Here is a 25,168-nt window from a genome sequence, read left to right as displayed (position 1 = left end):
GCCGGGACTTACTGTGGTGAGGGGATTCATCCCCGCTGGGTTGCGAAGCAGCCCCGAAACCATTCAGCGCGGTGATTCAGTCAGATCTGGCAAGCAGGATTTACGACTGCTGCGCAGCCGGACGGGGATAAATCCCCTCGCCACAGGGGATTCATTCCAGATTGCTTATGGCCGGGCCTTGAGCTGCGCTTCAGCCGCCGACGCCAGATCCGGTGGCAGGAAATCCTTGTCCGGGTTGTAGTCGGCTTTCAGATAGCGCCGCAGGTCTTCCAGATCACCCGGGTTCAGCGTCCCCGCCGCCTGCTTCAGGCGCAGGTTGTCGAGGATGTAGTCGTAGCGGGTGTTGTTGTAGTTGCGCACCGAGGTGTACAGCTGGCGTTGCGCGTCGAGCACGTCGACGATGTTGCGTGTGCCGACCTGATAACCGATTTCCGTGGCTTCCACCGCGCTCTGGTTGGAGATGATCGACTGGCGGCGCGCCTGCACCTGCTCGACGTCGGTGTTCACCGCGCGGTGCAGATTGCGGGTGTTTTCCACCACTTGCCGGCGCAGCGATTCGCGCTGCTGTTCGCTCTGATCCAGTTGCGCATAGGACTGACGCACTTGCGAACTGGTCAGCCCGCCGCTGTAGATCGGGATGTTCAGTTGCAGGCCCAGCGTGCTTTGCTCGACGTTGCCGCCATAAGGCGCGCCGAACGAGTTGGGGTTGGCGAAGCCGAGGGCGTCGTTGTCGCCTTTCTCGTATTTCGCCACGGCGTCGAGGGTCGGCAAGTGGCCGGCCTTGCGCTGCTTGAGTGTCTGTTCGGCAGAGCTGACCGCGTAGTTGCTGGCGAGCAGATTGAGGTTCTGCCGCGCCGCCGTGTCGACCCAGGATTTCGCATCGTTGGGCGCCGGTGGCAGGATCGGCAGCGTATGAACGATGCCCTGAATCGAGTTGTACTGACGGTTGGTCAGGGTGATCAACGCCTGGAACGCATCATCGACCTGACGCTGGGCGACGATGCGGTTGGCTCGCGCGGTGTCGTAACTGGCTTGCGATTGCAGCACGTCGGTCTTGTCCGAGAGGCCGACATCGAAGCGCTCGTTGGACTGATCGAGCTGACGTTTGAACGCGGCTTCTTCAGCCTTGGTCGAGGCCAGGTTGTCCTGGCTGCGCAGCACGTTGAAGTAGCTTTCAGCGCTCTGCAGGATCAGGTTCTGCTCGGTGGCCGACAGCTGCAGAGCGGCCTGCTCGTTGACGTCCTTCGCCGCTTGATACTGGAACCAGCGATCGGCGCGGAACAGCGGCTGCGCGAGGGTCGCCTGATAGGAATGCGCGCTGCGGTTGGCGATGGCTGAAGGCTGGTCGATCGAGGTGCGCACGTCAGCAACTTCGGCGCCACCGGACAGGTTCGGCAGCAGACCGGCGCGGGCCTGCGGCACCACTTCTTTCTGCGCGCCATACTGGGCGCGGGCCGCCGCGAGGTCGGCGTTGTTGTCGACCGCTTCCTGATAGACGCTGACCAGATCGGTTTTGGTCGACAAGGGTGCTTCCGCTGCCCAGACCATTGTGTTGGACGCACAGGACACGGCAACAGCCAATGAAAGTTTGCGCAGCATGAGGCGATCCCTAGCATGAATATTATGGAAGTAATCCGGGCGCCAAAGGTAAGGCGCAGCCCGCACAGCGTCAAGGCTGAGCAGGCCAAGCGAGTGTAGTTGCGCATTGCTCCGGCAACAATCGGCCAGCCTGGGTATTTACGCCATTCATCATGGCGTTCGCTGCGGTGTTGGCGTTCCTTGATGGTTGTGTCTAGACTGGCCGGGTTCTTGTCGGGGTGCCTTGCTATGAGGCTGAGATCGAATAATTTCGGATCCCGTTGAACCTGATCAGGTTAGCGCCTGCGTAGGGAACAAGATTTCTCGTCACCCGGCGAGTCCTCTTGTGCTTCGTCCGGGATATTGTTCGACAATCGAACGCCATGACGAATGCACAGCACCGGTCCTGGTGCGTCCGTGCCTTTCAGGTTCTGCTCCGACAATCCACTGCTGGATGCCGTCTGGAGAGCCTGTGATGACAACAAAAGAAAAAAACGCGATCAACCTGAGTGACTCGGCCAAGGTCGACGAGCAATCGGTCAAGCCGTTCACCCGTTCGCAAAAAGTCTACGTTCAGGGCTCGCGCCCGGACATTCGCGTACCGATGCGCGAAATCAGCCTCGATGTAACCCCGACCGATTTCGGCGGCGAGATCAATGCGCCGGTCACGGTCTACGACACCTCCGGCCCGTACACCGATCCGAATGTGGTCATCGATGTGCGCAAAGGTCTGGCCGATGTGCGTTCAGCGTGGATCGATGACCGTGGCGATACCGAGCGCCTGCCGGGCCTGAGTTCGAACTTCGGTCAGCAGCGTCTGGCCGATGCCGAACTGACCAAATTGCGCTTTGCCCACGTCAACAATCCGCGCCGGGCCAAGGCCGGGGCCAACGTCAGCCAGATGCACTACGCGCGCAAAGGCATCATCACTGCCGAGATGGAATACGTCGCCATCCGCGAAAACATGAAGCTGCAAGAGGCCCGCGCAGCCGGCCTGCTCAAGCAGCAGCACGCCGGCCACAGCTTCGGTGCAAGCATTCCGCAAGAAATCACCCCTGAATTCGTCCGCGAAGAAATCGCCCGTGGCCGCGCGATCATTCCCGCCAACATCAACCACGTCGAACTGGAACCGATGATCATCGGCCGTAACTTCCTGGTGAAGATCAACGGCAACATCGGCAACAGCGCCCTGGGTTCTTCGATCGAAGAAGAAGTGGCGAAACTGACCTGGGGCATTCGTTGGGGCTCGGACACGGTGATGGACCTGTCCACCGGCAAACACATTCACGAAACCCGCGAGTGGATCATCCGCAACTCGCCGGTGCCGATCGGTACCGTGCCGATCTATCAGGCGCTGGAGAAGGTCAACGGCGTCGCTGAAGACCTGACCTGGGAGTTGTTCCGCGACACCCTGATCGAACAGGCCGAGCAGGGCGTCGACTACTTCACCATTCACGCCGGCGTGCTCCTGCGCTACGTGCCGCTGACCGCCAAACGCGTCACCGGCATCGTCTCCCGTGGCGGCTCGATCATGGCCAAGTGGTGCCTGGCGCACCACAAAGAGAACTTCCTCTACACCCACTTCGACGAAATCTGCGAAATCATGAAGGCCTACGACGTCAGCTTCTCGCTGGGCGATGGCCTGCGTCCGGGCTCGATTGCCGACGCCAACGACGAAGCGCAATTCGGCGAACTGGAAACCCTCGGCGAGCTGACCAAGATTGCCTGGAAGCACGACGTGCAATGCATGATCGAAGGCCCGGGCCACGTGCCGATGCAGTTGATCAAAGAGAACATGGACAAACAGCTCGAATGCTGCGACGAGGCGCCGTTCTACACCCTCGGCCCGCTGACTACCGACATTGCGCCGGGCTATGACCACATCACTTCCGGTATCGGCGCGGCAATGATCGGCTGGTTCGGTTGCGCGATGCTCTGCTACGTGACGCCGAAGGAACACTTGGGCCTGCCGAACAAGGATGACGTGAAAACCGGGATCATCACTTACAAGATCGCCGCACATGCGGCGGACCTGGCCAAGGGACACCCGGGCGCGCAGATCCGTGACAACGCACTGAGCAAGGCGCGTTTCGAATTCCGCTGGGAAGACCAGTTCAACCTCGGCCTGGACCCGGACACCGCGCGCTCCTATCACGACGAAACCCTGCCGAAGGACTCGGCCAAGGTCGCGCATTTCTGCTCGATGTGCGGGCCGAAATTCTGCTCGATGAAGATCACCCAGGAAGTCCGCGAGTATGCGGCCAACCAGCGCATCGACGCGGTCGATGTGGACGTCGCCAAAGGTCTGGCGGAACAGGCCGAGCGGTTCAGGCAGGAAGGCAGTCAGCTTTACAAGAAAGTTTGACCCCGTACTGATCGTTCCCACGCAGAGCGTGGGAACGATCACAACAAATGTCCCTTTGAGATAACACCCTTGAGCATTCAACCCGGCACCTATTCTCCCGATCACGCCGTCCCCGCTGCAAAGCGTGTGTTCGGCGGGCGCGATCTGTTTTCCCTGTGGTTCTCCCTCGGCATCGGCCTGATGGTTTTGCAGACCGGCGCATTGCTCGCGCCGGGTCTGGGTCTGTCCGGTTCTTTGCTGGCGATCTTCCTTGGCACGCTGGTGGGCGTGCTGTTGCTCGCTGCAGTCGGCGTGATCGGCAGCGACACCGGCCTGTCATCGATGGCGGCGCTGAAGCTCAGCCTCGGCAGCAAAGGCGCGAGCCTGCCGGCGCTGCTCAATCTGCTGCAACTGATCGGCTGGGGCTCGTTCGAAATCATCGTCATGCGCGACGCCGCCAGCCTGCTCGGCAGCCGCGCGTTCAGTGAAGGTTCGCTGTGGTCGAACCCTGTCTTGTGGACACTGGTTTTCGGCGCATTGGCAACGTTGCTCGCGGTGAGCGGGCCGTTGACGTTCGTGCGGCAGATTCTGCGCAAGTGGGGCATCTGGCTGTTGCTCGCGGCGTGCCTCTGGCTGACCTGGAACCTGTTTGCCAAAGCCGACCTCGCGGCACTGTGGGCGCGCGCCGGTGACGGTTCGATGCCGTTTGCCGTGGGCTTCGACATTGCCATCGCCATGCCGCTGTCATGGCTGCCGCTGATTGCCGACTACTCGCGTTTCGGCAAACGCGCGAAGAATGTTTTCGGTGGCACGGCTGTGGGTTTTTTCATCGGTAACTTCTGGCTGATGAGCCTTGGGGTGGCCTACACCCTGGCGTTCGCGCCGAGCGGTGAAGTCAATGCGTTGCTGCTGGCCTTGGCAGGCGCCGGTCTGGGCATTCCGCTGTTGCTGATTCTGCTCGACGAGTCGGAAAACGCTTTTGCCGACATTCACTCGGCGGCGGTATCGAGCGGGATTCTGTTGCGTCTGAAAGTCGAGCATCTGGCCTTGGCCATCGGCGTGATCTGCACGCTGATCGCACTGCTGGCGCCGTTGGCGCAGTACCAGAATTTCCTGCTGTTGATCGGCTCGGTGTTCGCGCCGCTGTTCGGCGTGGTGCTGGTGGATCACTTCATTCTGCGCAAACGCAGTGCTCAGGTCGCGTCAGCCGCATTGCGCTGGCCGGCGTTGCTGGCGTGGCTGGGTGGTGTGAGCACCTACCACTTGCTGGCGAATCTGTATCCGGATGTCGGCGCAACCCTGCCGGCGCTGGTGCTGGCAGGATTGCTTCAACTGGTGCTGGGCCGGGCCTTCAGTTACGGCCGGGAAACAGCTCAGGCTTGAGAATGCCGTTCAGGCGCGGGTAAGGAATCTTCAGTTCGACGTGGCCCAGCGCATAGGGCGCGATGGTGGTCACGTCGTACTTGAGAATCACGCCACCGTAGGTCAGCGCCACGTGCGGGGTTTTCACGAACGGCCAGTTCGCGACGAATTCCGCCTCCTGATCGAGCTTGGTACTGATCAGCCAACTGTTGTGCGCCACTTGCGCGGCTTTCCAGAACGCCTCTTCCTGCCCCGGCAGCAACATGTCGGACAGGTTCAGCACCTTGTGCTGCTGGCGCGAATAGTTGATGAAACCGCGACCCGGCGTGCCGTGGGCGCCGCCGGTGTCGAGGTAGCTCGACAGCTCGATGATCACCAGTCCGTCATGCTGCTCGCGTACTTTCGCTTGCAGATAGCTGCTGTTGCGCGGGCCGGCGCTGGCGAGGAACTGCTCGCGGTAGGCGGCCAGGGTTGGCGCTACGGGTGCGTTCTTCTCGGTGCGAGTCATTTGCAGCAGACGTTTTTCGATGATGCCATCCAGCGCCGGCTCATCCGGGAAGCGCAGGGTGTCGATGTTCACCAGCGGGCAATCGGGATTGGAACAGCCGGGTTTGAGTTGTTCCGAGGCGTCGCGGGTGGTTTCCAGCGGCGTGCGATAGTTGGGCTGGAACAGGCTGGCACAAGCGCCCAGAGTCAGGGCAATAGCGGCCACAGAGGCAATTTTGAAAAGCGACATGGGCGTCCTTTCGAAAGCAGGGGAAGGCAAAAAGATACCGCTTCGACTCTCAACGGAGCAGTCAGTTCGCCACTAAGCTGATTAGAGTGTGTTTCAGCTTCACCGTCCATCCCGCTGACGGTAAAGGGGCTGCATCAAACGGTGCGGGCGCGTTAGGATGGCGCGAAGTCGAGGTTGCCGGTTGTACGCGGAAACCCCGTAAAGGATATGCAGTAAAGAGGATGATCATGACTGACTTTGCCAACGCCATTCCGACCGCCGTGGATATCGTGCGGCGCGAAAAATGCTACGAGGGCTTCTACAAGCTCGACCGTGTGCACTTGCGCCATGAGCTGTTCGCCGGGGGCATGAGCCGCGAGATCAACCGGGAAATCTTCGTGCGCCACGATGCCGTGTGCGTCCTGCCTTACGATCCGCAGCGCGATGAAGTGGTGCTGATCGAGCAGTTTCGTGTCGGCGCCATGGGCAAGGCCGACAACCCGTGGCTGATCGAACTGGTCGCCGGTCTGATCGACAAGGATGAGCAACCGGAAGAAGTTGCTCACCGCGAGGCGCAGGAGGAAGCTGGGCTGGACATCAAGGCGTTGTGGCCGATGACCAAGTACTTTCCATCGCCAGGTGGCAGCAACGAATTCGTGCATTTGTATCTGGGGCGTTGCAGCACCGACGGTGTCGGCGGTCTGCACGGGCTGGAAGAAGAGGCCGAAGACATTCGCGTAACGGTCTGGGCCTTTGAAGATGCCTTGCAAGCCGTGCGTGACGGACGTATTGCCAACGCGGCGAGCATCATCGCCTTGCAGTGGCTGGCGCTCAACCGCGCCGAAGTGAGGGGGCTATGGTCGTAAACAAGCTGCGCGATCGTTATCGGGTTGACCTCGTGGGGCTGCAAGCCGCCTGCGAGGCCAACTACGCGCGCCTGATGCGACTGCTGCCGGACATGCGCAACGAACCCGAGGCGCGGCGCATCGCCGTGACCCAGGGCGAGCAGATGCTCGGCGTGCTCGCCCTCGAAGTGCTGCAGACCTGCCCGTACACCACGACCTTGCAGGTACGCCAGGAGCACAGCCTGCCGTGGTTGCCGGTGCCGCAACTGGAAGTGCAGGTCTACCACGACGCGCGCATGGCCGAAGTGATCAGCGCCGAGCATGCACGACGCTTTCGCGGCATCTATCCTTATCCGAACGCCGCCATGCACCAGCCCGATGAAAAGGCCCAGCTCAATGTGTTTCTGGGCGAATGGCTGAGTCATTGCCTGGCGTTGGGGCACGAGTACGAAGTCGTTCGCTAGTTGTGAACTGCGTCCGCTTCGGCGGTTTCCCCTTTGTGTCATCCCCCAGCATAATTGCCGCACCCATCCATTGCGTGCCTAGCCCCGGGAGAGCGCCTTGCCCAGCGTATCGACATTGACCAGCGCCGACCCGGCGCTGCTGGTGCAGTTGTCCGACAGCCACCTGTTCGCCGAAGCGGACGGCAAGCTGCTGGGCATGAAGACCCGCGAGAGCCTGCAACAGGTCATCGACCTGGTGTTGGCGCAACAGGCGCAGATCGATCTGGTGCTGGCCACCGGCGACATTTCCCAGGACGGCACGCTGCAGTCGTATCAGGCCTTCCGCCAACTGAGCGCGCAGATCAATGCACCGGCGCGCTGGATTCCCGGCAATCACGATGAGCCGATGGTCATGGCCGAGGCGGCGGTGCAGAGCACCTTGCTCGAGTCGGTAGTCGACATCGGCAATTGGCGGGTGACGATGCTGGATTCGGCGGTGCCGGGTTCGGTGCCGGGCTATCTGCAGGATGATCAATTGCAGTTGCTGGCCCGCGCACTGAGCGAAGCGCCCGAACGTCATCATCTGGTGTGTCTGCATCATCATCCGGTGTCGATCGGCTGCGCGTGGATGGAGCCGATCGGCCTGCGCAACCCGGAAGCGTTCTTTGAAGTGCTGGATCGCTTTCCCCAGGTTCGCGCGGTGTTGTGGGGGCATGTGCATCAGCAAATCGATCGCGAGCGCAATGGCGTGCGCTTGATGGCTTCGCCTTCGACGTGCATCCAGTTCGAGCCCGGGAGTGCGGATTTCAAAGTGGGCGAGCAGGCGCCGGGGTATCGCTGGCTGCGGTTGTTGCCGGACGGGAAATTGGAAACGGGCGTCGAAAGAGTCACCGACTTCGAGTTCACAGTCGATTACGGCTCCAACGGTTACTGAACTGACAATCAAAGACCCTCACCCCAGCCCTCTCCCAGAGGGAGAGGGGGCCGACCGCGGTGTCTTTGGCTGTGCATCGACCTGAAACAGCGATATCGATTATGGATTCGCAGCAAAACGTTCAGGTCGGTGTAGCTCTCGAATATCCCCCAGTCGGTTCCCTCTCCCTCCGGGAGAGGGTTAGGGTGAGGGCAGCTTGTGCTGTCACACCAATTTATTGAACCCACCCCCAATCCCGGTCCTTCTCCCTGTAAACTCCGCTATCTTTCGCCGACAGCCAGGGAGCTCAAATGTCCGGTTCGATCCTCTATATCCACGGTTTCAACAGCGCGCCGGCCTCGAAGAAGGCCTGTCAGCTGGTCGCGGTCATGGAGCGGCTGGGATTGAGCGGGCAATTGCGCGTGCCGGCGCTGCATCACCATCCGCGCGAAGCCATCGGTCAGCTCGAGCAGGCAATCGCCGAGCTGGGCCGGCCGTTGCTGGTGGGAAGTTCGCTCGGCGGCTACTATGCGACTCACCTGGCCGAGCGCCATGGCCTGAAAGCCCTGCTGGTCAACCCGGCGGTCAGCCCGCACCGGATGTTCGATGGTTATCTGGGCACGCAGAAGAACCTCTACACCGATGAAACCTGGGAACTGACCCACGACCACGTCACGGCGCTGGCCGAACTGGAAGTGCCGCCACCGCAGGATCCGCAGCGTTATCAGGTCTGGTTGCAAACCGGCGACGAAACGCTGGATTATCGCCTCGCCCAACAGTATTACCGCGCCTGTGCCTTGCGCATCCAGGCTGGCGGCGACCACAGTTTCCAGGGCTTTGCCGGGCAATTGCCGGCGTTGCTGAGTTTTGCCGGCATGGCTGCCGATATGTATCAGGCAATCGATTTCACCACGCTGTGAAGTCTTGCCCCTCTTTCATGAATGACTGACGACGAGACCTTATGGCCACTCCCAGCGCTAGTTCTTATAACGCCGACGCCATCGAAGTCCTCTCGGGCCTCGACCCGGTGCGCAAACGCCCCGGCATGTACACCGACACCAGTCGGCCGAACCACCTCGCCCAGGAAGTCATCGACAACAGCGTCGACGAAGCCCTGGCCGGCCACGCCAAATCGGTGCAGGTCATCCTGCACGCCGACCATTCGCTGGAAGTCAGCGACGACGGCCGTGGCATGCCGGTCGACATTCACCCGGAAGAGGGTGTGTCCGGCGTCGAACTGATCCTCACCAAGCTGCATGCGGGCGGCAAGTTCTCCAACAAGAACTACCAGTTCTCCGGCGGCTTGCACGGCGTGGGTATTTCCGTGGTCAACGCGCTGTCGACCGAAGTGCGCGTGCGGGTCAAACGTGACGGCAACGAATACCAGATGACCTTCAAGGACGGCTTCAAGGCCTCCGAGCTGGAAATCGTCGGCACCGTCGGCAAGCGCAACACCGGCACCAGCGTGTACTTCGCGCCGGACCCGAAATACTTCGACTCACCGAAATTTTCCATCAGCCGCCTCAAGCACGTGCTCAAGGCCAAGGCTGTGCTGTGCCCGGGGCTGCTGGTCAGCTTCGAAGACAAAGGCACCGGCGAGAAAGTCGAATGGCATTACGAAGACGGCCTGCGCTCTTATCTGGTCGACGCGGTCAGCGAATTCGAACGTCTGCCGAACGAGCCGTTCTGCGGTGCTTTCGCCGGTAACAAAGAAGCGGTCGACTGGGCGCTGCTGTGGCTGCCGGAAGGTGGCGACGCGGTGCAGGAAAGCTACGTCAACCTGATCCCGACGGCCCAGGGCGGTACCCACGTCAACGGTCTGCGTCAGGGCCTGCTCGACGCGATGCGCGAATTCTGCGAATTCCGCAGCCTGCTGCCGCGCGGCGTGAAGCTGGCGCCGGAAGACGTCTGGGAACGTATCGCCTTCGTCCTGTCGATGAAAATGCAGGAGCCGCAATTCTCCGGCCAGACCAAAGAGCGTCTGTCGTCCCGTGAAGCGGCGGCATTCGTTTCCGGCGTGGTCAAAGACGCTTTCAGCCTGTGGCTCAATGCCAACCCGGAAACCGGTCTGGCGCTGGCGGAGCTGGCGATCAATAACGCCGGGCGTCGCCTCAAGGCGAGCAAGAAAGTCGAGCGCAAACGCGTCACCCAGGGTCCGGCACTGCCGGGCAAACTGGCCGATTGCGCCGGGCAGGACCCGATGCGTTCCGAACTGTTTCTGGTCGAAGGTGATTCCGCCGGCGGTTCCGCCAAGCAAGCACGGGACAAGGAATTCCAGGCGATCCTGCCGTTGCGCGGCAAGATTCTGAACACCTGGGAAGTCGACGGCAGCGAAGTGTTGGCCAGCCAGGAAGTGCACAACATTGCCGTGGCCATTGGTGTCGATCCGGGCGCGGCGGACATGAGCCAACTGCGCTACGGCAAGATCTGCATCCTCGCCGACGCCGACTCCGACGGTCTGCACATCGCGACATTGCTCTGCGCGCTGTTCGTCCAGCATTTCCGCCCGCTGGTGGATGCCGGTCACGTCTACGTCGCGATGCCGCCGCTGTACCGCATCGACCTCGGCAAAGAGATTTACTACGCCCTAGACGAAGCCGAGCGCGACGGCATTCTCGATCGCCTGGTCGCCGAGAAGAAACGCGGCAAGCCGCAGGTCACCCGATTCAAGGGTCTGGGCGAAATGAACCCGCCGCAACTGCGTGAAACTACCATGGACCCGAACACTCGGCGCCTGGTGCAGTTGACGCTGGGCGAAGACTTCGCCGAAACCTCGGAAATGATGGACATGCTGCTGGCGAAGAAACGCGCCGGTGACCGCAAATCCTGGCTGGAATCCAAAGGCAACCTCGCCGAGGTGCTGGCCTGATGCAGTTTGGCTGGGCCTTGGCGGGTGCGTTGCTGCTGAGTGCGCTGAGCGTGTCGGCCGAGCCGCTGCAACAATTGCGGCTGCTTTCCGAACACCCGGTCGAAGGCATGCGCGGCGGTAACCTGTCGGGGCTGGCCATGTGCGGCAATGAGCTGTGGACGGTTTCCGATCGCGATGACGAGCAGATCTATCGGCTCGATACCCGCGATCCGGTCTGGCAGGCGCAAACCGTGCACATCGACGTGCCGCCCGTGCCGGAGAGCGGCTTGCCGTGGGGCTTGAGTTCGCGCACCTGGGCGGCGTCGTTCATTCGCGGTGGCGATCTGGATTTCGAGGGCATCAGTTGCGACAGCGTAGGCAATCGCTACATCGTCAGTGAGGCCCATGCGGCGGTGTTGCAGGTGCCGGTCAGTGGCCCGGCTAACTGGCTGAAAATCTCGCCGCTGCTGGTTCGCGAAGCGCGGGCGAGCGGCATGCTGCTCAAATTCAATTCGATCTTCGAGGGCTTGGCGATCAACCCGGCCGGTGATCAGATGTGGCTGTCCGCCGAACGGCAAAAACGCGGTTTGCTGCTGATCAAGCGCCAGCAGACGGTGTGGGATTGTGACGGTCGCTGCGTGCTGCTCAGTGAGGGCGGCAGGGAGATGCAGCCGCCGCAGTTTCCCAAGGCGAAAGCGGTTCATCGCGACTTTTCCGACATTTCCTTGTTCAACGGCAAGCTGTTTACCCTTGAACGCAACGCTTTCGAGATCTGCCGTCGCGATGCGCAGACGGCCAAGGTCGAGCAGTGCTGGTCGTATGCCGGCGAACTGTTGCAGGAACAACGTCGGTATTCGCAGAACTACGGACTGGAGGAAGCGCTGATCATTGATGCCGAAGGTGCGTGGATCGGCGTCGACAACAATTTTGGCCCGCGTGCTGATGGCGAAGTCCGCCCGGTGGTCTGGCGCTTTGCCGCGCCGGACGGTGGCTGGAGCGCCAGGCCTTGAGTCAGCAGCCACCGGGCAAGCGTGCCGGTCGGGTGCTAATGGTCCTCGCCTGGTGCGCGGCACTTTTTCTCGCGACGCGGTTTTTCGGTCAGTGGGAGCAGCGCCAGCAGAATCCGAACATCGTGGTCACGTCGGAGCAGGGCGAAGGTTTTATCGAAGTGAAACTGGCGAGCAATGCCCAAGGGCATTTTGTCGCCAGCGGCCAGATCAACGGCGAGCCGGTGGAGTTCATGCTCGACACCGGCGCGACCGATGTGGCGATCCCGGCGGATCTGGCCAAGCGTTTGAAGCTGCAACAAGGTTTCGGCGTGACCCTGAGCACGGCCAACGGCCTGAGCCAGGGCTATCGAACGAAGATTGCCCGCCTGCAATTGGGCGACATCATCTTGCGCGATGTCCGCGCACTGGTGGCGCCGGGGCTGCATGGCGATCAGGTGCTGCTCGGCATGAGCGCCCTGAACAGACTTGAATTTACCCAGCGCGGTGGCACCATGCTGCTGCGCCAGACAACGAACCGATGAGGCCCGCATGAGCGACTCCCTTGATCTCAGCCTGGACGGTGTAGAACGCCGCTCGCTGGCTGACTTCACCGAAAATGCCTACCTCAACTACTCCATGTACGTGATCATGGACCGCGCCTTGCCGCATATCGGCGACGGCCTGAAGCCGGTACAGCGGCGTATTGTCTACGCCATGAGCGAGCTGGGGCTGGACGCTGATTCCAAGCACAAGAAATCGGCGCGTACCGTCGGTGACGTGCTCGGTAAATTCCACCCCCACGGCGACTCGGCTTGCTACGAAGCGATGGTGCTGATGGCGCAGCCGTTCAGCTATCGCTACACGCTGGTCGACGGCCAGGGCAACTGGGGTGCGCCGGACGATCCCAAGTCCTTCGCCGCCATGCGTTACACCGAAGCGCGGCTGTCGCGCTATTCCGAAGTGCTGCTCAGCGAGCTGGGCCAGGGCACCGCTGACTGGGGGCCGAACTTCGACGGCACCCTGCAGGAGCCGCTGGTGTTGCCGGCGCGCCTGCCGAACATTCTGCTCAACGGCACCACCGGTATCGCCGTGGGCATGGCCACCGACGTGCCGCCGCACAACCTGCGTGAAGTCGCCACCGCCTGCGTGCGTCTGCTCGATGAGCCGAAAGCCACGGTCGAGCAGCTCTGCGAACACATTCAGGGGCCGGACTATCCGACCGAAGCGGAAATTATCACGCCGCGTGCCGACCTGCTGAAAATGTACGAAACCGGCAAGGGCTCGGTGCGCATGCGCGCCGTGTACCACGTCGAGGATGGCGACATCATCGTTACCGCGCTGCCGCACCAGGTCTCCGGCGCCAAGGTGCTTGAGCAGATCGCCGCGCTGATGCAGGCCAAACCGTCGAAAGCGCCGCAGATCGCCGATCTGCGTGACGAATCCGACCACGAAAACCCGTGCCGCATCGTGATCATTCCGGTCAACAGCCGCGTCGATCACGAAGCGCTGATGCAGCACCTGTTCGCCAGCACTGAGCTGGAATCGACCTACCGGGTCAACGTCAACATCATCGGTCTGGACGGCAAGCCGCAGCTGAAAAACCTCCGTGCGCTGCTGGTCGAATGGCTGGAGTTCCGCGTGCTGACCGTGCGTCGCCGCCTGCAATTCCGCCTCGACAAGGTCGAACGGCGCCTGCACCTGTTGGACGGTTTGCTGATCGCCTACCTCAACCTGGATGAAGTGATTCACATCATCCGTACCGAGGAGCACCCGAAAGCCAAGCTGATCGAGCGTTTCGCCCTCAGCGAGATTCAGGCCGACTACATCCTCGACACCCGCTTGCGCCAGTTGGCGCGACTGGAAGAAATGAAGCTGCGCGACGAGCAGGACGAACTGCTCAAGGAACAAGCCAAGCTGCAAGCGCTGCTGGGCAGCGAAGCGAAGCTGAAGAAGCTGGTGCGCACCGAGCTGCTCAAAGACGCCGAAACCTACGGCGACGACCGCCGTTCGCCAATCGTCGAGCGCGCCGAAGCCAAGGCGCTGAGCGAACACGATCTGCTGCCGAACGAGAAAGTCACCGTCGTGCTCTCGGAAAAAGGCTGGGTGCGTTCGGCCAAGGGCCATGACATCGACGCCACCGGTCTGTCGTACAAGGCCGGCGATGGCTTCAAGACCTCGGCGGCGGGGCGCTCCAACCAGTTTGCCGTGTTCATCGACTCCACCGGCCGCAGCTATTCGGTTGCTGCGCATACCTTGCCGTCGGCCCGTGGTCAGGGCGAACCGTTGACCGGCCGTCTGACGCCGCCACCGGGCGCCTCGTTCGAATGCGTGCTGATGCCCGAAGACGATGCGCTGTACGTGATTGCCTCCGACGCCGGTTACGGCTTCGTGGTCAAAGGCGAAGACCTGCAAGCGAAGAACAAGGCCGGCAAGGCGCTGTTGAGCCTGCCGAACAACGCCAAGGTCATCGCGCCGCGCCCTGTGGCCGATCGTGAGCAGAACTGGCTGGCCTCGGTCACGACCGAAGGTCGCCTGCTGATTTTCAAAATCAGTGATCTGCCACAATTGGGTAAGGGCAAAGGCAACAAGATCATCGGCATTTCCGGTGAGCGCGTGGCCAGTCGCGAAGAATATGTCACGGACATCGCCGTTCTGCCGGAAGGCGCCACCCTGGTGTTGCAGGCTGGCAAACGGACCCTGTCACTGAAAGCCGACGACCTCGAGCACTATAAAGGTGAGCGTGGACGGCGCGGAAACAAACTTCCGCGGGGCTTCCAACGGGTCGATGCGCTGCTCGTCGAAAACCTCAATTAGGCGAGAACGCCTTCCTAGAGCGTTCGATCTGCGATTAAACGCGTAGATCGACGCTTTGGCGCTGGAGTCGGAACGCATATTCACGGATGATATGGCCTTTCAAGCGCCGGCGTGGCCGAGCGTTCTTCATATTTATTGAGTATTTTCACTGTGGTCAGCCTTGTGGCGGCCACCTGGACGGGATGATGACTGCTCTACGCCCCCTTATTTTGTTGCTCGCCGGCGTTCTTGGCCTGGCGGGTTGCAGCGTTCACCAGCCGGTGTCGCTGTACCAACTGGACAGCGGAAGTCCGGTTCAGCCTGCGCAAAGCGCGGGCATGGCGGTTTTGCTGGGGCCGGTGGTTGTAGCCGATTACCTGCAACGCGAAACCCTGCTGCAACGTCAACCCGACGGTAGCCTGCAAGCAGCGACCGACGGTCGTTGGGCTGGCAGCCTTTCATCGGATATCGATCAGTTGCTGATGCGTCAGGTCGCCGGTCACCTGGACAGCCAGCGTGTGGTGCTGGCGCCTGCTACCGCCGGGTTCACGCCCGATGTGCAGGTGTTGCTGACCATCACCCGTCTGGATTCCGGAGCGAAACAACCGGCGATTCTCGATGCGCAGTGGCGTTTGATCGATCGTCGCGGCAAGGTGCGCGATAACCGCATCATTCACCTGCAGGAAACGCACGCTGGCAGCACCGCGTCCCAGGTGCAGGCACAAGGGGTTCTGTTGCAGCGTCTGGCCGAGCAGTTATCGGTGGCGCTCAAGCCACTGGCCAACCAGCCGCCCGTGGCCGAGGCACCGCGTAAAGCCGCGCCGAAACCCGCAGCGCCAGCGGCGGATGCCGAGAAGCAGCCGAAGATTCCAATGGCCTCGCCGATTCGTACGGATATGGAAGTCTTTCGCTTCTGAGGCTGGAACGAGTCAGAACAGAGCCCGCCTTGTGCGGGCTTTGTTTTGTCTGGAGGTGGGGTGGAAGATCAAAAGCCCCTCACCCTAGCCCTCTCCCGGAGGGAGAGGGGACCGATTGGGGGATATTCGATAGCTACACCGACGTGAACGCGCGGAGGTGAATCCATAATCGCCAAGATCTGTCAGGTCGATATATGGCGCCAGACACCTCGGTCGGTTCCCTCTCCCTCTGGGAGAGGGCTAGGGTGAGGGGCTTTTCAGGGATGCACACATTCCAGTAACGCCGCGCACAAAAAAGCCCGCAGACAATCACTCGTCTGCGGGCTTTTGCGTATCGGGCCTAAGCCTTACGCCCGGCGCTCATGCATCCGCGCCAGTTGCCGCTCCAGCATCGACGGATACGGCTCCATCAACCGCTCCACACAGCAAGCGCCCTCAGGGCTGGCGATCGGCCGGATCCGCGCACGCTGGCGGATCAACGCGTCATCGCTGATCTTGCGTTCAACCAGTAGCAGATTGCGGCTGTGTTGCGACAAGGCCAGTGCATCCTGGGCCGAATCGGTCAGCAGCAGATCAATCTGGCTCAGACCGAACAACTCATCGCCCAGGGTCAGGCCCAGCTGCAATTGCAGGGTGATGCCGCTGTCTGCGACCTCGATCTGCAACTGATGACCCAGAGCACGCAGCAGTTCGCCGCAGCAGATGGCATTGGTCAGGTAATCGTCGCCGCAATCTTCGGTGTGGAACAGCAACAGCGTGCTGCCATCGTTGAGGGTTTCGATTTCGCCCTGATACAGCGACGCGGCCTGCTCGAGGCAGTCGCGATAGCGATCCTGCAATTCTTCCAGACGTGCGCGAGGCAAACGACGCAGTTGCTCCTGCGAACCCAGCTGCACAGCCAATACGGCGGTGTGCTGTGGCACGTCAGGGCTCGGTTTGCGCGTGAGCGGTTGTACGGCGCCGTTGAGCGATTCGTCGCGCAGGTCGGCGAAGGCGTCATCGTCATCATCGTCTTCGACCGTGCTGACCAAGTGACGCGGCGCCGGTTTCTTCGCGGCCAGCGGGCGGCTTTCGTCGAAGCTCGGATCGCGCAGGTTACGCACCTCGAATTCAGGCTCGTCTTCTTCCTCGGCGAATTCCGGCTCGGGTTCGGGTTCGGGCTCGGGTTCCGGGGCGTAGCTGGCGTGCAGCTGGCGCGCCAGATCGCCGATTTCATCCTGGCGATCGATGCCCGGTGTATGCGCGTCGATGCGGCGCAGCCACACGCGCAATTGCAGCAGTGGCGTCGACAGATAACGGCCCATGCGCAGGCTCAGAGCCAGCGACAGTGCCAGCAGAATCGCACTCAGAATGCCCATGCTTTGCAGGCTGATGGTCATTGGCTGCTGGAACTGATCCATGTCCAGGCTGATGCGCAGTTGCCCGGCAGTCACGTCCTGGAAAGTGATCTTGCTCTCGTACATGCCCTCGGCTTCGCCCAGCAGGCTGTGCTTGGGACGCTGACCGGACTCGGCGAGGATGCGGTTGTCCACGCTGTAGATCGCCGCGTGGGCGACCAGTTTGTTCTTGGTCAGGTTGTTGAGCAGCACGTTGAGGCTGAGGATGTCGTTGGACACCAGCAGCTCGGTGGCCGACGTGGCAGTCTGCGTGGTCAGGCTTTCGCCCAGCGCATCGGCCTGCTCGTGCATGGCCTGCTTGAATTGCAGCCCCATCACCCCGGCATAGATCACCAGGGCCAGAGCGACCAGGATCACGTTGTGGCTGGCAATGCGCAATGCAATCGGTACACGGCGATGGCGCAGTGCACGGAAGATCAGCAGGAAGAAGTTATCGGTTTTGACTGGCGTGGGCCGGTTCACTTGAGCTCGGCTCTTTGTCCGTGAAGTTGACGCGCAGTATAGCGACAGGCCCCAGACCGGCAAAGCGCTCGCGGTGCCCGATGGTCACTGAAAGTGGGTAGAATGCGGTTTTTTTCCAGTTGCGGGGGTGCGCGTTGCGCGAAATCGTCCTGATTAACATCACGGGAGTCGACCGTCCCGGTCTGACAGCGGCCATCACCGGTGTTCTGGCACAGGGTGGTGTGAACATTCTCGACATCGGTCAGGCGGTGATCCACGACACCCTGTCGTTCGGCATCCTGGTTGAAATTCCCGATTCCGAACAGGGCAAGTCAGTGCTCAAGGACATCCTGTTCAAGGGCTACGAACTGGATCAGCAAGTGCGCTTCACCCCGGTATCCGAAGAGGATTACCAGCAGTGGGTGGGCAATCAGGGCAAGAAGCGCCATATCGTTACCCTGCTGACGCGCAAAGTCACCGCCGGCCAATTGCAGGCGGTCAGCGCAATCACCGCCAAATACGGCCTGAACATCGACCATATCGACCGTCTGTCGGGGCGCATGCCGCTGGACACACCGGCCGACAAGGGCAAGGGCTGCATCGAATTTTCCGTGCGCGGCGAAGCTGCCGATCCGCAGGCCCTGCGCGCCGAATTCCTCAGCGTTGCCCAGGAACTGAACGTCGATATCGCCTTTCAGGAAGACTCGCTGTTCCGTCGCAACCGACGTCTGGCCGTGTTCGACATGGACTCGACGCTGATCGAAGCGGAAGTCATCGATGAGCTGGCCAAGGCGGCCGGCGTGGGTGACCGGGTCTCGGAAATCACCGAGCGCGCGATGGCCGGCGAACTGGATTTCCGCGCCAGCTTCAAGGAGCGTCTGGCGCTGCTCAAGGGCCTCGACGTCAGCGTGCTCGACTCGATCGGCGCCTCGCTGCGCCTGACCGAAGGCGCCGAAACCCTGTTCGCCGAACTCAAGCGCCTCGGCTACAAAACCGCCATCCTGTCCGGCGGCTTCACTTATTTCGCCAAGCAGCTGCAAGCCAGGCTGGGCATCGACTACGTGTTTGCCAACGAGCTGGAAGTGGTCGACGGCAAGTGCACCGGCGTGGCGATCGAGCCGATTGTCGATGCGCAGCGCAAGGCTGATCTGCTCAAGGAGCTGGCGCACAAGGAAGGTCTGCGTCTGGAGCAGACCATTGCCGTCGGCGACGGCGCCAACGACTTGCCGATGCTGGCGATTGCCGGGCTGGGCGTGGCGTTCCGCGCCAAACCGCTGGTCAAGCAGTCGGCGAAGCAGGCGATCTCAACGCTGGGGCTGGATGGTGTGTTGTATCTGCTGGGTTTCCGCGATCGCGACGGGCAGCTCTAAGATCTCGATAAGCTGATCTGGCCTCTTCGCGAGCAAGCTCGCTCCCACATTTGAAATGCATTTGAATGTGGGAGCGAGCTTGCTCGCGAAGGCCGCACCTCGGTCTAAAGTGAATTCCACAACGAATCAAAATCCTCCTCACCTCCGCCATTCTGCGCAGGATCCAGCGAGCGATAGGCGAACTGGTTGAAGCTGTGCGTACTCGCCACCCGCCGATCCAGTCCGGCGCGGTGTTCCTCGCCCTGGGTGTTGATCAACACCTTGTTGCCTTCCTGAAACGGCAGGCGCGGCGCAAGCACGGTTGCCGGCAAATCGATTGCGCTGATTTCCGGCAGCAGTAAACCGCGCAGATAATGGCTGTGATCGTCCTTCGAACGCACCAGTTGCAGACCGCACGGCTGCGCGTGTGGCGCGACCAGTTCAATGCCCATCTGCGTGCCGCTGCCGCGCACTTGGCGGATCCAGCGAATCACCGCAATGCTCCAGCCTTTGCCCTCGCTGTCCTGAATGCCGAGCATTTCCCCGGCCTGCAACTCCGGCGGTACTTCGCTGGGCCAGGCCAGGCAATAACCGCCAGGACTATGGTTGATCACCGGCAAGGCGTAAGTCGGATAATTCGGCGCGGTGCCGGGGCCGTCGTCCTCGGTCAACTGGTCGTACTGGATTTCCTCGTACGGCAACAGCTCATCGTTACTTTGCGGGGCAGCGTCGAACGCCTGACTCCAGCTGTCCTTTTCGCCGCTGGCCACGACGCTGCTGAAATTTGCCGCGCGGGCACCGGGATGTTTGAGCAATTCGCTGAAGGTGCGCTCGCCGCCGAGGTAAAAGTGCAGGGCGCTCATGCCGACGCACACGGTTAATGAGCCTTGGCCGGCGATGCGTTGAAAGCTGCGTTCCGCCGCTTGGCCCCAAGTAGCGTGCAGATGTTGCAGGGTGTCGACGCTGAGGCCGGCGGAAACGGGCAGTGGGGTCGAGGTGGACTGGTGCAGCAGGTGCGTTTCGAGCTGTTTGACCAGCGGTTGCGGATCGAAGCCCAGCAGCCCGTTCTGTTGTTCGCTGCGAAACATCTTGCGGTAGCGCGGGCCGACATCGAGTTCCGGGCTGATGGCGAACAAACCGTCCTCGGCGCTGCCGGGATGCAGTTTGAGCAGGGCGCTCCACGGCTCGATCACCTCGGCCAGCCGGGCAATCTGGCTTTGACGCAGTTGATTGCAACGGGCACTGCCCAATAGCAGTGCGGCGATGTAGGTCTGTTCGACGCTCAGTTCGCTGGTCAAAAACGCCAGATCATCGCGCAGCCGCCGTTGTTGCAGCTGCATTTGCGCAGCGCTGCGATACAGCTGATGCAATTCCAACCACACGTGTTCCGGCGGTGAACTGTACAGCTGCGTGGCGCGCACCAGTTGCGCCTTGAGGGCATGCGCGGCGCGTTGCAAGGCGGTGCCGACCAAACTCGCGCGATCCTTGCTGTATTTGGGCAGGATGCGCAGAACGATCTGTTTGTAGCCGATGGCCAATTGGCCTTGCAGCGCCTGACACAGGTTGCTGACTTTGCGCGAGCGCTCGTCGAGCATGATCGCCTGATGCAGAAAGTGCCGTTCCAGATGCTGGCAGACGAAATACACCTCGGGCCGCAGCAGCTCAAGCAATTGCAGGCGATTGTCGCTGGGGGTGAGCAACAGGTTCAGTTCGCCGAGGCCTTGATAGAGCAGGCGGGCGGTTTCGCCGATGTTGGCTTTGGGCAGGCTGGCGATCCAGCGCTTGAGGTCGCGCGGGCTGGCGTCGCAGAACGACAGGCGCGTTTGCGTGGGAGTCGGAGCGCGCAGCTTGGGAGAAAAGTTGGTCTGGCTCATGAGCAAAACCATAGCAGCAAATGCCGCGGTTCGCGGAAGCAGCCTCGGCTGCTTCCGCGAACAGAGTCACGCTTTTGGCAGTGCCAGGCCTTGGCCCATCTGCACGGGTGAACCGGCCACCAGCTCTTCAGCCCACTTCACCTGATCCGGGCCAAACAGCACGATTGCCGTCGAACCGAGCTTGAAGCGCCCCAGTTCCGCGCCTTTTTCCAGATGAATCGGTGCGCGTGCGGCTTCGTCGTAGCGGAAGGTTTTCAGCTCGCGCTTCGGTGGGGTGACCAGACCGGCCCACACGGTTTCAATCGAAGCGACAATCATCGCGCCAACCAGCACCACGGCCATCGGCCCGCGTTCGGTGTCGAAAATGCACGCCACGCGCTCGTTGCGGGCGAACAGCTCCGGGACGTTTTCGGCAGTAGTCTGGTTCACCGAGAAAATGCGGCCCGGGATGTAGACCATTTCGCGCAGGGTGCCGGCCAGCGGCATGTGCACGCGGTGGTAGTCCTTCGGCGACAGGTAGATCGTGGCGAAATCGCCGCCCATGAACGGCGCTGCGTTGGCCGCATCACCGCCGAGCAATTCGAGCACGCTGAAACTGTGGCCCTTGGCCTGGAACACGCGACCGTGCTCGATCGGGCCGAGCTGACTCACCGCACCGTCGGCCGGGCTGAGGATCGCGCCCGGAGTTTCGTCCAGTGGACGCGCGCCGTCTTTCAACGCACGCGTGAAGAAGGCGTTGAAGTGCTCGTAAGCGGTCAGGTCTTCGACCAGTGCTTGCGACATGTCCACTTGATAACGCTTGGCGAACCATTGGGTGAAGGCATTCTTGAACCAGCGCACACGGCATTCGGCGATGCAGCCGGCCAGGCGCGACAGCAGGTGATGCGGCAGCAGGTACTGGCTGAGGATAAACAGACGCTCTTTCATTAGTTGTCCTTAAAAACCTTAAATCTCGACTGGCGTGTCAGGGTGGTTGCCCCATTCGCCCCAGGAACCGGCGTAGCCCTTGACCCGCGGATAACCGAGGGCTTTGGCCACCAGATAAGTGAAGCCCGACCGGTGATGGGTCTGGCAGTGGGTAATGATTTCTTTGTCCTTGGTGATCCCGAGGTCTTCGAGGATCTGCGGCATGTCGCTGCGGATACGCAGCTGACGCGTCTGGTCCATGCCGGCGGTCCATTCGAAATTGACCGCGCCGGGGATGTGTCCACCCTTGGCAGCGAGGACTTTCTCGCCGGAATACTCCAGCGGCCCGCGCGCATCCCAGATCGCCAGATCGGCGGCGCCGAGACGGCTTTGCAGGTATTCGCGGGTGGCGGTCGGTTCGTCGTGCAGGGTCAGCGAGACCGGGCCGCCGACGGCGGCCGGCACCTGAATCGACATCGGCATACCGTCCGCCAGCCAGGCCGGCAGACCACCGTCTATATAGTGGTACTTGTCGTGGCCAATGACATCGAGCAGCCAGATAAAGCGTCCGGCCCAGCCACCGCCCTCATCGTCATACACCACGTAGACCGCGTCTTTGCGATGACCGAGCTCACCAAACAACGCTTCCAGATCGGCCTTCGCCGGCATCAGCCCGGGCGCCGGTGGCTGGCCGAGCTGGGTGCGTTTCGGGTCGACAAAACGTGCGCCGGGCAAGTGACCTTCGGCATACCGGGCAGGGCTGGTCAGGTCCACCAGAATCAGTTCCGGGGACTCCAGACGCGGCAGCAGGTCGTTCGGCTCGATGACAAGCGGCAAGCCAGAGAAGTCAGACATGTGAGGTCTCCAGAGCACAAAGGGGAGGATTGTAGCGCAGGCTCATTGGCCACGGCTGCTAAAGCTGTGCAGGGCTTTTTCGATGCACTGCGCGGTTTTGCCGAAGGCTTGCACAGTGATGTCGGCGAACGGCCCGCCGCCCTGATCGGCAACGACGATCATGATCACCCGGCCGTTGTTGACCAGCGAACGCAGGAACAGATGCTCACCTCGAAACAGCGTGCGCAGGCTCGCTGGCAATAAGGCCGAGAATTGTGCGTTGTTCTCCGGCGTGATCCGCACCTGCGCCTGCTGAGCGAGCAGGCGCTGCAGGACTTTGCTTTGGCTGACGACAAAACTCAGCGCCGCCGCATCCTTCGGCAAACCGGCGGTCTGGTGTACGCGCAGGGTCGAGTGCGTGCGGTCGGCCATCAGAATCATCACCCGGCGCATGCCGCTGGCCACCAGTGCCTCGCGGGCTGCGACGGTCAGGCTCATGGCATTGGTGAAGCGGCTGGGCTCGGCGAGGAGTTCGGCGCATTGCCGACGCCACTGGCCCAGATCATCCGCATTCGGCGCTGCTGCCGGGAGCATGCCGGCCGGCAAGCGACGAGTGCCCCAAGGCCAGATCAGCGAAACCGCCGGGTGCCACAAATCAGGCATTGCATGCTGACGTGCACTGTTCGCCGCTTGCTGGTGCAGCTGTTGCTGCACTTCGTCCATGGAAATCTGCAGATAGAGGCTGGTCAGGTACTGCCAGCGCTTGCTGTGCGGACTGTCCCAGGCCTGTTGCGCCGACAGCGCCAGCCCATTGGCCAGCAGCACGGTATTCGCCGGCTGGTTGAGCCAGCGGCGCAATGTCGGGTCATCGTCGAGGCGATTCTGCTGGCGCAGCGGGTGTTCGCTGTCGCGGGCGATGCGCAGCACTTTGACCAGTTCGCGTTGTTCGCTGAGCAGCAATTTGTAGCCTTGCTCGACCCAGATCGGCAGATGCCAGGCGTGGACCAGTGCCTCGGCGATCTTCAACAGGCGCACGCCGAACAATTGCTTTTCGACCACACGTGCCGACTCGCCCTTGTGGATCACCCGCAGTTCCCACTCTTCGAGCAACTGCGGATAGGTCAGTGCCAATGGCCACAGCGGCGACAAAAACAGCAAGCTGCCCCAGTGGATGTCCTGCCACAGCCGCGCCAGGCGACTGGCAAAAAAGCCGTTGGCCTGCTGTGTCGCGTGTTGGCTGATCAGCTGCAATTGGCGCAAAGCCTTGGGGATCTGCCGGTGCGGTTCGGCCGGCAGGCGCGCGAGCAATTCTTCGGTGCGGGCAAGGCCCAGGCGATTGATCGCCACCTCGAGATTTTCCGCTGGCGCGGCCATGGTGCCGTGGGTGTGACGATTCGCCTCACGGATGATGCTCAAGGCCAGCGCCGGGCTGTCCTGCATCAACTCGGCAATGTCGCGCAGCGAGCTGCGATTGTCGCGGATCGCCCGGCAGACTTTGTCGTGAGCCTCTTGTGGTACGGGCAGGCGGACGCTGTCGAGCAGCTTGACCCAAGCCTGGAGGGTGCTCGGTTTTACCGATGGAATGTTCGTTTCATTAGCCATGTCTGGACGAGATCTTCACTGACTGTAGACGCGCCCGGCATGGGCTAAATTGGCTTTTCGCCTGAACTGGCTATAGTCTGGCGCAGTTTTGCCGATAAGTAGAAGAAGAGATTTTTTAACTTCCGAATATGACCTTGAACCCGACTTAAACAAGTACCTTCTACCTATGGCTAAAATTATCGGCATCATCGTCGTATTCGCGAGCGTGCTCGGCGGATACGTGCTCTCCCACGGCAAGATTGCCGCCCTGATCCAGCCCTTCGAGGTGATGATCATCGGCGGTGCGGCCCTCGGCGCATTCCTCCAGGCCAACCCCGGTTACATGACGATGCACGTGCTCAAGAAATCCCTGAGCATGTTCGGTTCGCGCTTCACCCACACCTTCTACCTGGAAGTGCTCGGGCTGATCTACGAAATCCTCAACAAGAGCCGCCGTGAAGGCATGATGGCGATCGAAGGCGACATCGAAGATGCCGCCGCGAGCCCGATCTTCGCCAAGTACCCGGCGGTGCTCAAGGATGAACGCATGACCGCGTTCGTCTGCGATTACCTGCGCATCATGTCCTCCGGCAACATGGCTCCCCACGAACTGGAAGGCCTGTTCGACATGGAGCTGTACAGCCTCAAGGAAGACCTCGAGCACCCATCGCACGCAGTCAACGGCATCGCCGACGGCATGCCCGGTTTCGGTATCGTTGCGGCGGTACTCGGTATCGTGGTGACCATGGCTTCGTTGGGCGAGGGCGACCAGGCGTCGATCGGTCTGCACGTGGGTGCGGCACTGGTCGGTACCTTCTTCGGTATTCTCGCGGCATACGGTTTCTTCGGTCCGCTGGCGCATTCCCTGGCCCACGATGCCAAGGAAGAGCTCAACGTCTACGAAGCCATCAAGGCCTCGCTGGTGGCTTCGGCGTCCGGCATGCCGCCGTCGCTGGCGGTCGAGTTCGGGCGCAAGGTTCTGTACCCGGCGCACCGTCCAAGCTTCGCCGAGCTGGAACAAGCGGTTCGCGGTCGCTAA

At 61.6% G+C, this 25,168-nt stretch carries 20 protein-coding genes and 1 riboswitch; of the genes, 13 read left to right on the top strand and 7 right to left on the bottom strand.

From position 1 onward, the window contains the following. Positions 1 to 165: 165 nt before the first annotated feature. Complete coding sequence (locus D8U70_RS00650; RefSeq protein WP_130928094.1) at positions 166 to 1,599, bottom strand: TolC family outer membrane protein; 1,434 nt, start codon at positions 1,597 to 1,599, stop codon at positions 166 to 168. A 204-nt stretch (positions 1,600 to 1,803) separates the two neighbouring features. Beyond that, a riboswitch (TPP riboswitch) is annotated at positions 1,804 to 1,909 on the top strand. A gap of 144 nt (positions 1,910 to 2,053) precedes the next feature. Here D8U70_RS00650 and thiC point away from each other — a divergent pair. Both thiC and cytX read left to right on the top strand, forming a co-directional pair. Beyond that, the gene (gene thiC, locus D8U70_RS00645) at positions 2,054 to 3,943 is read left to right on the top strand and encodes a phosphomethylpyrimidine synthase ThiC (RefSeq protein WP_110644886.1); all 1,890 of its coding nucleotides are present in this window, start codon (positions 2,054 to 2,056) and stop codon (positions 3,941 to 3,943) included. Positions 3,944 to 4,012: 69 nt separating this feature from the next. After that, positions 4,013 to 5,305, top strand: a complete 1,293-nt coding sequence (gene cytX, locus D8U70_RS00640; RefSeq protein WP_130928093.1) for a putative hydroxymethylpyrimidine transporter CytX — start codon at positions 4,013 to 4,015, stop codon at positions 5,303 to 5,305. Here the strand turns inward: cytX and D8U70_RS00635 are convergent. Then, complete coding sequence (locus D8U70_RS00635; RefSeq protein ID WP_016771974.1) at positions 5,274 to 6,020, bottom strand: RsiV family protein; 747 nt, start codon at positions 6,018 to 6,020, stop codon at positions 5,274 to 5,276. The genes cytX and D8U70_RS00635 overlap by 32 nt on opposite strands. Positions 6,021 to 6,247: 227 nt before the next feature. On the opposite strand from D8U70_RS00635, the gene D8U70_RS00630 reads away from it, so the two are divergent. The 9 genes from D8U70_RS00630 (at position 6,248) to D8U70_RS00590 (ending at position 15,747) form a co-directional block, all read left to right on the top strand. Further along, positions 6,248 to 6,865 (top strand): NUDIX domain-containing protein, encoded by a 618-nt coding sequence (locus D8U70_RS00630; protein ID WP_130928092.1) that lies wholly within the window; start codon positions 6,248 to 6,250, stop codon positions 6,863 to 6,865. After that, positions 6,856 to 7,308 carry a DUF1249 domain-containing protein gene (locus D8U70_RS00625; protein WP_039756811.1) on the top strand — a complete coding sequence of 151 codons (453 nt, stop codon included), beginning with the start codon at positions 6,856 to 6,858 and terminating at the stop codon, positions 7,306 to 7,308. Before D8U70_RS00630 ends, D8U70_RS00625 begins: the two co-directional genes overlap by 10 nt. Positions 7,309 to 7,405: 97 nt before the next feature. Beyond that, positions 7,406 to 8,221, top strand: coding sequence for a 3',5'-cyclic-AMP phosphodiesterase (cpdA, locus tag D8U70_RS00620; RefSeq protein WP_130928091.1), 816 nt, complete (start codon positions 7,406 to 7,408; stop codon positions 8,219 to 8,221). 290 nt (positions 8,222 to 8,511) lie between these two features. Then, on the top strand, positions 8,512 to 9,120 hold the full coding sequence (locus D8U70_RS00615; RefSeq protein WP_071174223.1) for a YqiA/YcfP family alpha/beta fold hydrolase: 609 nt from the start codon (positions 8,512 to 8,514) through the stop codon (positions 9,118 to 9,120). Positions 9,121 to 9,161: 41 nt separating this feature from the next. Further along, positions 9,162 to 11,069, top strand: a complete 1,908-nt coding sequence (parE, locus tag D8U70_RS00610; RefSeq protein ID WP_024011346.1) for a DNA topoisomerase IV subunit B — start codon at positions 9,162 to 9,164, stop codon at positions 11,067 to 11,069. Beyond that, positions 11,069 to 12,058: an esterase-like activity of phytase family protein gene (locus D8U70_RS00605; RefSeq protein WP_130928090.1), complete on the top strand. Its 990-nt coding sequence runs from the start codon at positions 11,069 to 11,071 to the stop codon at positions 12,056 to 12,058. Before parE ends, D8U70_RS00605 begins: the two co-directional genes overlap by 1 nt. Further along, positions 12,055 to 12,579: a TIGR02281 family clan AA aspartic protease gene (locus D8U70_RS00600; protein WP_130928089.1), complete on the top strand. Its 525-nt coding sequence runs from the start codon at positions 12,055 to 12,057 to the stop codon at positions 12,577 to 12,579. The genes D8U70_RS00605 and D8U70_RS00600 overlap by 4 nt, the downstream gene beginning before the upstream one ends. 7 nt (positions 12,580 to 12,586) lie before the next feature. Further along, a complete protein-coding gene (gene parC, locus D8U70_RS00595; protein ID WP_024011349.1) occupies positions 12,587 to 14,851 on the top strand; it encodes a DNA topoisomerase IV subunit A in 2,265 nt (754 codons plus the stop codon). Between the two features lie 185 nt (positions 14,852 to 15,036). After that, a complete protein-coding gene (locus D8U70_RS00590; RefSeq protein WP_024011350.1) occupies positions 15,037 to 15,747 on the top strand; it encodes a PqiC family protein in 711 nt (236 codons plus the stop codon). Between the two features lie 347 nt (positions 15,748 to 16,094). On the opposite strand, the gene D8U70_RS00585 is transcribed toward D8U70_RS00590, so the two are convergent. Beyond that, complete coding sequence (locus tag D8U70_RS00585; RefSeq protein WP_130928088.1) at positions 16,095 to 17,606, bottom strand: AhpA/YtjB family protein; 1,512 nt, start codon at positions 17,604 to 17,606, stop codon at positions 16,095 to 16,097. 134 nt (positions 17,607 to 17,740) lie between these two features. On the opposite strand from D8U70_RS00585, the gene serB reads away from it, so the two are divergent. Further along, a complete protein-coding gene (serB, locus tag D8U70_RS00580; protein ID WP_041477650.1) occupies positions 17,741 to 18,955 on the top strand; it encodes a phosphoserine phosphatase SerB in 1,215 nt (404 codons plus the stop codon). 104 nt (positions 18,956 to 19,059) lie between these two features. Here serB and D8U70_RS00570 read toward each other — a convergent pair whose 3' ends face one another. The 4 genes from D8U70_RS00570 to D8U70_RS00555 form a co-directional block, all read right to left on the bottom strand. After that, entirely contained in the window at positions 19,060 to 20,808 is a 1,749-nt protein-coding gene (locus D8U70_RS00570) for a molecular chaperone (protein ID WP_130928087.1), read from the bottom strand. Positions 20,809 to 20,874: 66 nt separating this feature from the next. Continuing rightward, the gene (asd, locus tag D8U70_RS00565; RefSeq protein ID WP_024011354.1) at positions 20,875 to 21,735 is read right to left on the bottom strand and encodes an archaetidylserine decarboxylase; all 861 of its coding nucleotides are present in this window, start codon (positions 21,733 to 21,735) and stop codon (positions 20,875 to 20,877) included. Between the two features lie 18 nt (positions 21,736 to 21,753). After that, positions 21,754 to 22,569 (bottom strand): thiosulfate sulfurtransferase, encoded by an 816-nt coding sequence (gene rhdA, locus D8U70_RS00560; protein WP_130928086.1) that lies wholly within the window; start codon positions 22,567 to 22,569, stop codon positions 21,754 to 21,756. 42 nt (positions 22,570 to 22,611) lie between these two features. Then, positions 22,612 to 24,150: an HDOD domain-containing protein gene (locus tag D8U70_RS00555; RefSeq protein WP_130928085.1), complete on the bottom strand. Its 1,539-nt coding sequence runs from the start codon at positions 24,148 to 24,150 to the stop codon at positions 22,612 to 22,614. Between the two features lie 166 nt (positions 24,151 to 24,316). Here D8U70_RS00555 and motA point away from each other — a divergent pair, with 166 nt between their 5' ends. Then, the gene (motA, locus tag D8U70_RS00550; RefSeq protein WP_024011357.1) at positions 24,317 to 25,168 is read left to right on the top strand and encodes a flagellar motor stator protein MotA; all 852 of its coding nucleotides are present in this window, start codon (positions 24,317 to 24,319) and stop codon (positions 25,166 to 25,168) included.

Source organism: Pseudomonas sp. Sample_20, assembly GCF_004307585.1.
GTDB classification, from domain to species: domain Bacteria; phylum Pseudomonadota; class Gammaproteobacteria; order Pseudomonadales; family Pseudomonadaceae; genus Aquipseudomonas; species Aquipseudomonas atacamensis.
This window is presented reverse-complemented; position numbering and strand designations above follow the sequence as displayed.